The organism is Methanoculleus sp. UBA413, assembly GCF_002502935.1.
Lineage (GTDB): Archaea > Halobacteriota > Methanomicrobia > Methanomicrobiales > Methanoculleaceae > Methanoculleus > Methanoculleus bourgensis.
The window spans coordinates 2,413-12,999 of record NZ_DAQR01000012.1 but is presented as its reverse complement, the minus strand read 5'-3'; the positions used below and the strand labels follow the sequence as shown (position 1 = coordinate 12,999).

Sequence of the window (10,587 nt, the reverse complement as noted above, 5' to 3'; positions counted from 1 at the left end):
AGACTTCGTCGTGCCCGCGAAGGCCCGGTGGTACTTGACTTTGAGCGTTCCGATCTTCGGGAGTTTCACGGTGCCCTGCTGGAAGTCCACGGTATACGCCTGCGGCACCGTGAACGCCTGTTCGGGGTCGTGCTTCTTCTTGAAGGTCGGTTCTTCGGCCCGACCCTCGAAGAAGTTCGTGAACGCACGGGAGAGGTGATGGATCGATTGCTGTAGCGACTGGGCGTTGACCTCTTTCAGCCACGGCAACTCTTCTTTGAGCGCCGGGAGCTGCTGCATGAGGTCGTACTTGGAGAGGCTGATCCCCTCGTCGTGGTACGCTGTGTTCTTGAGGTTGAGGGCCCAGTTGTACACATACCGGCAACACCCGAGGTGCTTGGCGAGCAGAACCTCCTGATCCTTCGTCGGATAGAGCCGGTACTGGTACCTCCGCAGCATACGATAGGGTCATGTTGACCCTCCTCCGGCATAAAGAATACCGGTGCAGGGTGAAAGTGAAGAAGGGGCGCCGCGAATCCCCTCCCCCCTTGCGGAGGGAGCCCTCCCGCTCATGCCCCGCGAGCCCCGCAGAGGTAGAACGTATCACTTCGCTCACCGGCAGCTCACGCGAAGGCACGAAGCCGCGAAGGGAAGTTACAGATAGCTATACCGAACTTCGCGTTCTTCGCGGCTTCGCGTGAGGGTCCCCATGTTGCACTCCGTGATGTTTAGAAATCAAAGAGCGTCTTCTGGGTCATAAGTTCAGGGATGAGCCGGCTGTGGGGGCGCCAGTGCGAGAACCCGAGGAGGCGGGAAGCGGTATCGACCCCCTCCTGCAGGGTGGCGCACCCGGTCTTTGGCCCCTTCATGGCGTTCCGTGTCGCCTCCCTGACCACCCAGGTGCCGAGCGGCGCCCAGTACTCGCCGGTGATGCTCCGGAGCACCAGCACCCGTGCAGAACGCTGTATGCTCTCCAGGTACTCGGTGACCGCCAGGCGGGCCGAGTAGTAGGCCCCCGCGAGGGGTGAGTAGCCGGATTTGGTGAGCCCTTCGCCGTCCTGCGCGATCGTCTCGTCCTCACCGGCCCAGAGCGACTGTTTTCTCCAGACCTCGATCATCTCAAACTTCCAGTCCCCGGGAACGAGGAGGCAGACAATATGGTTCCCGTAGAGCGAGGCCGAGAAGACCTCTATCCCGCCGAGCGGCGGGTATCGCGCGATCTTCTTCTTGAGCCGGTTTGAGACCGAATCGTCGACCGCCGTGATCGCCCACCTGGTCGGGACGACGTGCCGCTTCCGCCCGAGGAGACCGGCGGTGAGAAGCTGGGTGATCTGGTAGACGTCGGTGCCCGAGGCGTGGAGGATCTCGAAGGCGTCGGTGGCTGAGAGGTCGGTGTCGGACGTGGCCCGGTCCACCGATCGGTCCACCCGTGCGTTATCGAGGACGTCCATCTTCCGGATAGCGCCGGTGAGCCCGACGGGCGCGATCGTCCCGTCGAACCTGAGATCGAAGGCGACGGGTTTTGTGAACCGTACCTCCACATCGAGCGGCTTGCTCGATATCGCGATCTCCTGGAGGTTATCGGCAAGCCGCCCGGGTCCGGCGGTGCCGCGTATCGTCCGGGCGCGTATCCCAACGATCTCCTCGATCCCGAGCCCCCTGGCGACCCAGTCAGGCGGGTTGTCGGCATCGTTGATCATCAGCGGGCCTCCTGCTACCTTCGGGTAGCCGTAACTCCCGACGAAGACCGAGGGGGCCGACCCCTGGTAGTGGTCGCTCGGCCTGACCGGGGCCTGGGCGTAGAACCTGCTCATGATCGGGCAGCGCGGAAGCCCGCAGAGCCCTTTTCCCTTACACTCAGCGCATCGCATACCTCATCCTTCCCGGCGGTCGACGACGACCCGCACCCTCCCCTCGAGGGAGCGGAGGGTCTCCTCGACCCACTCGTCCCAGTAGGACGCCTCAAGGTCCCGGGTGGCTGCAACCTCGCGCCCGAGGTCATCGTCCCGCCCGTAGGTGACCTCGACCACCACCGACCCGGGCGCAAACCCGGGCTCAACGATGCCGTCGCCGTCCCCGTCGACCACTCCGAAGACCGGGATGCCTGCATGGGAACAGATGTGGCCGCAGACGGCAGTGGTGTCATCCCCGATGGCAAGGACGCCGCAGACCTCCTCGTCCTCGATCTCCTGGTAGAGGGTGTGACCGCAGTGGTCGATGACCGCGACCCGGCCGGCCCGGGAGACGCGCACCTTTCCCGGCCGGGGCGGGGCTGACCGTATCATCCCGCTCTTGCACCAGGCCGCTCTGAGGTCGGGAAGCCCCCTCCGGAGGAGTTTCTCAAACCCGTGGGGTTTCACCTCGAGCCCGGAGACGGGCCTGATCGTCCCGTTACGGCTGGAGAGGACGACCGTCTCGTCCGTTGCGGTCCCGATCACGATCCCGTTGACGAAGACCGCCTCTCCCGGGATGCACCCGCGGATCTCCCGGGTCCCGTCGCGCGGGGTGCCGGTGCTCGTCGCGGAGGCGAGGGTAAATCCGGTCATCTCTGCGATCTCCTGCGCGAGGGCGTCGTCGGCCCGGTTCCAGGAGTAGACGGTGCGGCTCGAAGACTCCACGTGGACGAGCCCCCGCCCGCTCCCCAGGCGGCCGGCGATGATCTCCCCGAATATCCGGCCTGAATCCGGCGTCTTCCCCCGGTTGACCAGGAAGGCCCGGCCGGAGAGGGCGTTGAGCAGAACGCTTGGCCGCTCGTCGGTGCAGGTCACCGGGAGCCCCGACTCCCTGGCTGCGGTCCGGGCCATCACCCCTGCGACCAGCACCTCCCGGGGTGAGAGAAGCCTGATCAGCCATTCGACATCGCCGGCATCGAAGACCTCGGGGCCGTGCACCACCATGACGGCATCTGCTGTCAGGGGATTCATGCCATAATTTAGGGCTTTGTTGACTATCAGGTTACCGTCCCGAGGAGTTCTGGACCGGAAGGTAGGGCATCAGGGCGGTGGCGAGTTTTGCTATGTTCATGGACTGCAGGACGACCCGGCCCGGCCCGGTCAGCGTGGTCAGGAAGAGCCCCTCGCCCCCGAAGAAGACGGTCTTCACGCCGCCGGCAAGCGCGATGTTGTAGTCGACGGTGCTCTCAAACCCGACCACGAGACCGGTCTCCACCCTGACCATCTCCCCGGGCGCAAGTGTCATCTCCATGATGTCGCCGCAACAGTGGAGGAACGCCGTCCCTCTGCCGGAGAGCCGCTGCAGGATGAACCCCTCCCCGCCGAAGGCCCCCGACCGGAGCCTCTTTGCGAATGCAACATCAAGGTCGATGCCCTGCTCCGAGCAGAGGAACGCATCCTTCTGGGCGATGAATTCGCCTTCAGTGAGGTCAAGCGTGAAGATCTTTCCCGGGACGTTTCCGGCGAAGGAGACGAACCCCTCCCCGTCCTTCGGGGTGAACTCGGTCATGAAGAGGCTCTCGCCGGTCACCATCCGTTTGAGTCCCTTGAAGAGTCCGCCCTTCATGTTGGTGCTCATCTGCATATTCCCGCTCATGTTGACCATGGCGCCGGCCTCGGCACAGACAGTCTCCCCCGGGGCGAGGCGGAGGGTCACCATCTGGAGGTTGTCTCCGGTGATCTCATACTGCATACCCCTATTTCTCCTGGTTTTGGGGTATAGGTCTATTCATTGGATTCTGGCGCGGAGACCGCAGTCTGGACAAGGTTAGCGTTCACGTTCGGGAACTTGATCGTCTCCTCTGCATCAAGGGGAACAAGACCTCTCCCTTGCGATCTCCATCATGGTCCAGAGCTACATCGGCAAGACTGGGGAAAACCAGGTCACAGTCTCTCCCCGCACCCCGCCTTCATCCACCACCCCGGTTTCACCGGTTCGGCCCGGGGCCGCACCTCCCGGAGGTTCACCGGCCCGACCAACCACAACGTTTATTAATCAAAATGGGGACTCTCTCATCATGGGCATGGAGCACGGGGCACCACAGGAGGTACATATCCCCGGGGCATACATCACGGACGAGGTCATGCGGATCGTCCTCGAGCGGCAGTGCCACCGGTGCGCCGGGTGCAACGCTCCGCTCACCGCCGGTTCCACGCATTTTGATCTCAGGCAACCGGTGATCCGCGGCGGTGCTCACACCATCGGAAACTTCCAGGCCCTCTGCCCCTTCTGCCACCGGAACCTGATGCGCCGGTTCCGGGAGCGGTTCGCCCGTATGAACCGGTCGTAGTGCTCCGGGTTGCGTGGGTTATTAACTACCCTGGACCATTATGGTCTTCGCCCCTTCTTCTTCCGTCCCGTCCGGGACGGGCCGCCTCCCCGTGCCGGGATCAGGCATTTCCATGTGTTCCCGATGAGGTCCTCCCTCCCGGCCGCGCGGAGCCCCTCGCGGACAAGCCCGTAGTTCTTCGGGTCCCGGTAGTGCATGAGTGCCCGCTGGACCCTTTTTTCCCGGCCCTTCGGGACATAGACCTCCTCGAGGGTGAAGGGGTCTAGCCCTGTGTGGTAGATGGTCGTCGAGATGCTCATCGGTGTCGGCGTGAAGTCCTGAACCTGCTCGGTGTAGAGGTCGGTGTCCCGGACATACTCGGCGAGTTCGACCATATCGGTGATCCGGCACCCCGGATGACCGGACATAAAGTAGGGGACGAGGTACTGCCGTTTTGGCTTCCCTCCCTGGAGGGCCTCAAACCGCTTCCTGAAGGCGTCGAAGACATCCCGGGGCGGTTTTCCCATGCAGGAGCAGACCCGCTCCGAGACGTGCTCGGGAGCGACCTTGAGGTGCCCGGAGATGTGGCCTTCGCAGACGTGGGCGAGATACTCCTGCTCCTCCGGGGGTATGAGGTCGTACCTGATCCCCGACGCGATGAAGACATGCTTCACCCCCGGGATCTCGCGAAGGCGCTTGAGCAGGCGGAGTTGCTCCTTGTGGCTCCGTTCGAGCGTTGGGCAGTCGATACAGCGGCGGTCCGGGCAGGTGCCCGCGTCGTCCCACCGGTCGCAGTGGATCCCGTACATGTTCGCCGTCGGCCCGCCGACATCCTGGACGACGCCGGTAAACTCAGGCATCGCCGCCATCCGTTCCACTTCCCGAACGATTGAGTCGATACTTCGACTCTGGATGATCCGACCCTGGTGGTGGGTGAGGGCGCAGAACGAGCAGGAGCCGAAACACCCCCGGTGGCTGACGACCGAGAACCTGACCGGTTCGAGAGCCGGGACCGGTTCGGTGTAGGAGGGATGCGTTGCCCTTGCGTAGGGGAGTTCATAGACCCGGTCGAGCTCAATGCTTGCAAGCGGCATCGACGGCGGGTTCTGGATAATCACGGTCTTTGGATGCGGCTGTGCCACGGTGCGGCCCCGCAGGGGGTCCTGCTCCCGGTAGTGCTGTGCGAATGCCCTGGCATAGGCGTAGCGGTCCTGCTTCACCTCTTCATAGCCGGGGAGCACCACGTAGCCGGCGTGGTCCGTGCTCCGCCAGGTCTTCAGGTCGAGCCTGTAGGCGGTGCCGGGGATATCGGTGAGCGAGCCGGCCGCTTCCCCGGCGGCGAGGCGGCGTGCGATCGTGACCACCTGGCGCTCGCCCATGCCAAAGACAAGGAGGTCGGCCGGGGCGTCGGCGAGGATGGACTGCCTGACCGAGTCTGACCAGTAGTCGTAGTGGGCGAAGCGCCGGAGGCTCGCCTCGATCCCGCCGATGACGATCGGTGTTCCGGGGAAGAGGGCATGGACCCTGTCGGTGTAGACGAGGGTCGCCCGGTCGGGTCGCAGAAGTCTCCCTCCCGGGGAGTAGACGTCCGAACTCCGGCGTTTCAGGTTCGGCGTGAAGGCGTTCACCAGTGAGTCGACGTTCCCGGCCGAGACTGAGAAAAAGAGCCGGGGCGTGCCCAGGCGCTGAAAGTCGGCGTCGCTCCGCCAGTCGGGCTGGGCGATGACGCCGACCGAGTACCCGGCGTCCCAGAGCACCCGCCCGAGCAGCGCGGTCCCGAAGGAGGGGTGGTCGACGTAGGCGTCGCCGGTGACCAGGATGATGTCGAATCGGTCGATGCCGAGGCGTTCCGCCTCCTCCATCGCCATGGGGAGGAACTCTGGCTGGTCGGTCATGGAAGCACCCGGTCAAAGACCGGCAGGTCGACGCCGGTCTTCTCATCGAAGATCCGTTTTGCCGATATCCCGACGAACTCTGTGATGATCGCTTCAATGATTACGTAGACCTCCCCCCTCTCCCTGAGGCACCCGGCGAGCGACTGGATTCCTCTCCCTGCCACCGTATGGATATGGATCGACGGTCCCTCCTCCCCGGGGTAGATGGTGGCAAACCCGAAGAGTTCCCACCCCCCGAGGATCTCTTCGTGCCTTGGGATTGGCGGGATGACCGGCTCCTTTGGCCCGGTCACGATCCTTGCAGACCGTACGGCACCGAGGAAATGGATCATGCCGCTCTGGATGTTCATCGCCGCAACAAAGCGCCGGACTTCACTGATAAAATCCTCACGATCGTCAATCCTGACCGTAAAGACCCTGCCGACCTGCCCTTCCGAGTACTGCATGGACTCCCTCTCCTGATAGATGGTGTCTTCTGGTATTATAGTGCTCCAGGGCACCTCATACCCCACGCACCCCGGGTTGCCCTGTGCCCTCTCTTAGCGTAAGGCAACGTCACGCGTGAAGTATCAGGTGAAATGGTCCGGTGGTGCTCGACCCGACTGCCGCCCGGCACGGCGGCAGGGTTGATATACCCCGGGTTCGCAAACGAAGGATCGATCGTCTCCGCCCGGGAGAGATCATCGGTGCGTGGTTCTGGTGGTCTGGATCAGGGAGCTTGAGTACCTCCGGGGGTTTGCCGCCCTCGCCGTGATCGCGGTCCACATCTCCATGCACTTCACCCTGATCCCTGCGGTGAACCTGCCCGGCCTCCTGAACCTCTTCGTCTACATCACCGCCCACTTTGCCGTGCCGGTCTTCATCTTCATATCGGGCTGGGTGCTCGCGGTCCGATATTCGGGAGCGTATTCGGTCCCGGCCTACTACCAGCGCCGGGCCCGGACAATCCTCCCTCCGTACCTCTTCTTTACCGCCCTCTACCTCCTCATACCGGTGGAGGGCGCGATACGCGTCGCCAGTCTGCCTGAACCGGGTGCGGTGGCGGGCGCTCTCCTCATGGGAACCGCTGCCTATCACCTCTGGTTCTTTGTGGTGATCATCCAGTTATACCTCCTTTACCCCCTGATCATCAGGGGCTACGACGTCTTCGACCGGGCCGGTGCGGCACTCTTTCTCCTCCTTGCCCTCCTCTTCTGCCAGGTCCTCTGGAACGTGGGCGCCCATGCCCTCGGGGCCTTTGCAGGCGCTGATTGGTACGCGATCCTGGCCCGGGCGTTCCCGTCGCACCTCTTCTACTTCGTGCTTGGAATCCACGTCTCCCGGCATACCGGATGGTTCAGGTCGGCGGTCAGGTCGCTCTCCCCGGCATGGGTCCTTGTCGCGGCCGGTGCGGGGGCTCTCCTCATCGGGGGCGTGTGGGTCGCACCCATGCTCCTCCACGGCAGTTTCTCCGGCGCAACGCTCGCTGTCTTCTGCGTCTACCGGATATTCGAGCCGCTCTATTACATCCCGGTCATCGTCCTGCTCATCATGACAGCCATGCGGCTCGAGAAGACCGGCGGCCTCCTTGCTGATTCTTTCCGGTCGTTCGGCGAGCACTCGTTTGGGATCTATCTCATCCATCCCATTATCATCGCCGCCCTCGCTGCCGCCTGGGCCTCCTTCACCGGGCTATCGTGGACTGACTGGGTGACCTACCCGGTGCTCTTCCTCGCGACGGCAGCGGTGAGCTACGGCCTCGTCAGGCTTGCCGCACCCCGGTCGCGGTGAGGTCCGGAGCGGTCCGGCGGCACGTGATCCTCTCTCAGACCCACCCCTTGCCTGCCACTCCTGCCAGAAAAAGGTTATGTTTTTATTGTTGAACAGCAGGCCTCGGTTCCGAAAATGAAGCCTCCCGTTAAACTGCGTGGTGGTATGCGCGGTCGATTTCGGCCCCCTCTTTTCCTGCATCTCACGTGCCTTGGGATCTCTAAGAATACTCTATACAATTACAAAATAGCCTGAATTTACCGTTATGATCTCACATTTATATTGGGGCTCTCCAGCCAACTCCGTTGGCTCCGGGAGCCGCCATAACACCTCGCCCTGCAGAAGGATGTGGGAAAATTATATATATTATGAGGGGGATCTCTAGGTCACGGTAGTTGCCAAGGCCGGCCGGGTGGGGAAGTGAGAACAGGACGACGATGGGCGCCCGGCCGGCTGATGAGGCAAGACCTCCCCCGGTACCCGGGGAAGAACGAGGTTCCGTACCGTGCCAGGTGGCCCATTCTGTAAACCACCGCCTGGAAGCCACATCTATGGAGGAATTGTAGCATGAAAATCCGAGTACCGCTAGGTATCATTACCGCGGTTATGATGATACTGGCAGTCATGGTTCTGCCGGTCTCTGCGGCAGGAGTAGCGCCGCAGTGTAATGCGGATCCTGCGGATCCCGTTGATGTCACGACGACAGTTAATATCGCGACGGGGGGAGGAAGCATCCCAGTTGTGCTCAGCAGCTGGGTAGCTGACACCACCAGCTCCCTGGAAGATGGTGATCCGACACACGCTATCTCTGGAAGCCAGTTCCTGCCCCCGGTATCATATCTGGGTAAGAAGGATATTGAATTTTTCGCTGTCGTCTGGGATGATGAAGACAACGGCAACGTGAACGTGGTCTCCTGGGATGTCTACCACCCCCTGAATGCCTGGGGCAACGGTTCGTTCAAATACCAGGTTATGGGTACCCAGATAACCGACCAGGCTGAGGCCATTGCGCTCTTCCAGGACGCCATGGACGCCGGTCTGCTGACCGTCGCCGGGGAATTTGACGCAAATGTCATCCTCACCGAGTACCTCGAGAAGGGCACCGCTGCTGTCTGGGTCGGCACAGCCGACCTCGATTACCACCAGCCTGCTGGTGATTACCGGGTTCTTGCAAACGCCATCGACTTCAACAACAACTGGGCCGAGCCGCTGGAGAGCACCTTCCTGTATGTGCCTGTTGCTGCCTTTGAGATCGACTTTGACACGGTCAACTACGGCAACGTGAACATCAACACGCACAAGTGGGTCGCAGGCAACACCATCTTCAACCCGGGCGACAACAGGCCGACCCTCCGGAACATCGGCAACACCGCCCTGCAGGTCACCATCAACCAGGATGACATGGGACTTGGAGAGAGCCTGAGCGGCTGGAACGTCCAGTGGGACGCCCGGATGGGCAATGATAACGCCAACACGATGGTCTACGAACCCTTCGAGACCGTCACCCTGCCGAACGCGCTCCCGCTCTGCAACACCGAGGAGCTCGACTTCTCTATCCAGGTCTTCAAGGGAACCACCGGTACAAAGACCGGCACGATGACCCTCGGGGCTGTCATATCTCCCATACCTGTGTGAGTTTGGGTGCGGTATAGATTTGTGACCAATCAGCCGGCATTTGCGCCTGATTTTGGCGCAAAAACCGGTTTTATGATGTGATTACTGGCACGCAGCCAGAGACTACAGAGAAAAAGGAGAGACGATGAATCCGAGATGCGGGGTGACGATGGTCGCCGCTATCCTGTTGGTGGCGGCGATCGTCTGTCAGCCGGTGAGCGCTGCAGGCATAGCCGTCGGACCCTCCAGCCTGGCAATCGATAACGCGCTGCGAGGGGGGTCCTTTGAACGGTCGTTAACTATCTTTAATCCCTCTGATACGGGCTTTGACGTGGTCCTGAAGACCGAGGGTTCTGCGAAGGACTGGATCAAATTCTCAGCCATCGATGGCAGTGAAGAGATCCAGAAGGTCTACGCCCCAAAGAAGGGCCAGATCCCTGTCCTGATGCGGGTGAAGGTCCCGGACGATGCCGCGAACGGCCGCTACACGGCAAAGGTCATCGTTGAGACGGTTCCTGGTGAAAAGGTTCCGGGCTCGGTGGGGACGATCCTCCAGGCAACATCCACCCTGGAGATCACGGTCACCGATGTCGAGCGGGTCTCAGGCGAGGTTATGAGCATCGTGGTGAGGGATACCGAGGTGGACATCCCGCTGGGTATTGAGGTCGGTTTCAAGAACACCGGGAACGTGGTGGCGACCCCTGAGATCACCGCCGTCATATCCCGGGACGGGACGGTCATCGACACCATCTCTGAGGCTAAAACCCCGGTCAGCCCCACCATCACCGAACGGATAGTGGTGCACTGGCCCAACGAGGGGCTTGCTGCAGGAACCTACCAGGTGGACGTCACGGTCTCGCTCCGGGATGCGATACTGGCAGAGGAAGGTCGCACCTTTGAGATCCTGCCGTTAGGATCGCTGACCCGGCAGGGGGAACTGACCGATCTCGGCTATGAGGGAGCGCTCACGGTCGGCAAACCGATCAAGATCACAGGACTCTTCAAGAACTCGGGGTCTATCGCGACGAGAGCCCGGCTCTCGGGCGAGGTCTACCGGGGCGGCAGCCTTGTCGACGTAATCTCCGGCGATGAGATGACCGTCCAGGTCTTTTCCGAGAATCCCCTGAC

10 protein-coding genes are annotated in these 10,587 nt (G+C 62.1%); 4 read left to right on the top strand and 6 right to left on the bottom strand.

All coding sequences use genetic code 11. The features are described from left to right. The 4 genes from BP858_RS01205 to BP858_RS01190 form a co-directional block, all read right to left on the bottom strand. On the bottom strand, positions 1-438 hold a 438-nt coding region (locus BP858_RS01205; RefSeq protein ID WP_286878613.1), incomplete at its 3' end, for an RNA-guided endonuclease InsQ/TnpB family protein. 269 nt (positions 439-707) lie between these two features. Then, the gene (locus BP858_RS01200) at positions 708-1,850 is read right to left on the bottom strand and encodes a hypothetical protein (RefSeq protein ID WP_214166920.1); all 1,143 of its coding nucleotides are present in this window, start codon (positions 1,848-1,850) and stop codon (positions 708-710) included. Positions 1,851-1,853: 3 nt separating this feature from the next. After that, positions 1,854-2,903: a DUF2117 domain-containing protein gene (locus tag BP858_RS01195; RefSeq protein ID WP_074175060.1), complete on the bottom strand. Its 1,050-nt coding sequence runs from the start codon at positions 2,901-2,903 to the stop codon at positions 1,854-1,856. Positions 2,904-2,934: 31 nt separating this feature from the next. Beyond that, complete coding sequence (locus BP858_RS01190; protein WP_062261937.1) at positions 2,935-3,624, bottom strand: TIGR00266 family protein; 690 nt, start codon at positions 3,622-3,624, stop codon at positions 2,935-2,937. Positions 3,625-3,949: 325 nt separating this feature from the next. Between BP858_RS01190 and BP858_RS01185 the strand changes: the two genes are divergently transcribed. Then, on the top strand, positions 3,950-4,222 hold the full coding sequence (locus tag BP858_RS01185) for an HNH endonuclease (protein ID WP_062261940.1): 273 nt from the start codon (positions 3,950-3,952) through the stop codon (positions 4,220-4,222). A gap of 38 nt (positions 4,223-4,260) precedes the next feature. Here the strand turns inward: BP858_RS01185 and BP858_RS01180 are convergent, their stop codons facing one another. Together BP858_RS01180 and BP858_RS01175 are read right to left on the bottom strand one after the other, a co-directional pair. Next, a complete protein-coding gene (locus BP858_RS01180; protein ID WP_286878611.1) occupies positions 4,261-6,096 on the bottom strand; it encodes a YgiQ family radical SAM protein in 1,836 nt (611 codons plus the stop codon). After that, a complete protein-coding gene (locus BP858_RS01175) occupies positions 6,093-6,542 on the bottom strand; it encodes a PPC domain-containing DNA-binding protein (protein WP_074175063.1) in 450 nt (149 codons plus the stop codon). Before BP858_RS01175 ends, BP858_RS01180 begins: the two co-directional genes overlap by 4 nt. Positions 6,543-6,786: 244 nt before the next feature. Between BP858_RS01175 and BP858_RS01170 the strand changes: the two genes are divergently transcribed. The 3 genes from BP858_RS01170 to BP858_RS01160 form a co-directional block, all read left to right on the top strand. After that, positions 6,787-7,866 (top strand): acyltransferase, encoded by a 1,080-nt coding sequence (locus BP858_RS01170; protein WP_286878610.1) that lies wholly within the window; start codon positions 6,787-6,789, stop codon positions 7,864-7,866. Positions 7,867-8,586: 720 nt separating this feature from the next. After that, positions 8,587-9,480: a hypothetical protein gene (locus tag BP858_RS01165; protein WP_145916349.1), complete on the top strand. Its 894-nt coding sequence runs from the start codon at positions 8,587-8,589 to the stop codon at positions 9,478-9,480. Between the two features lie 124 nt (positions 9,481-9,604). Continuing rightward, the coding region (locus tag BP858_RS01160; protein ID WP_286878609.1) for a hypothetical protein at positions 9,605-10,587 on the top strand (983 nt) is incomplete at its 3' end.

Bases quoted from the DNA above. Each gene is read 5' to 3' on its own strand.
- BP858_RS01200 (WP_214166920.1), bottom strand. From the start codon at position 1,850: ATGCGATGCGCTGAGTGTAAGGGAAAAGGGCTCTGCGGGCTTCCGCGC.
- BP858_RS01195 (WP_074175060.1), bottom strand. From the start codon at position 2,903: ATGAATCCCCTGACAGCAGATGCCGTCATGGTGGTGCACGGCCCCGAG.
- BP858_RS01190 (WP_062261937.1), bottom strand. From the start codon at position 3,624: ATGCAGTATGAGATCACCGGAGACAACCTCCAGATGGTGACCCTCCGC.
- BP858_RS01185 (WP_062261940.1), top strand. From the start codon at position 3,950: ATGGGCATGGAGCACGGGGCACCACAGGAGGTACATATCCCCGGGGCA.
- BP858_RS01180 (WP_286878611.1), bottom strand. From the start codon at position 6,096: ATGACCGACCAGCCAGAGTTCCTCCCCATGGCGATGGAGGAGGCGGAA.
- BP858_RS01175 (WP_074175063.1), bottom strand. From the start codon at position 6,542: ATGCAGTACTCGGAAGGGCAGGTCGGCAGGGTCTTTACGGTCAGGATT.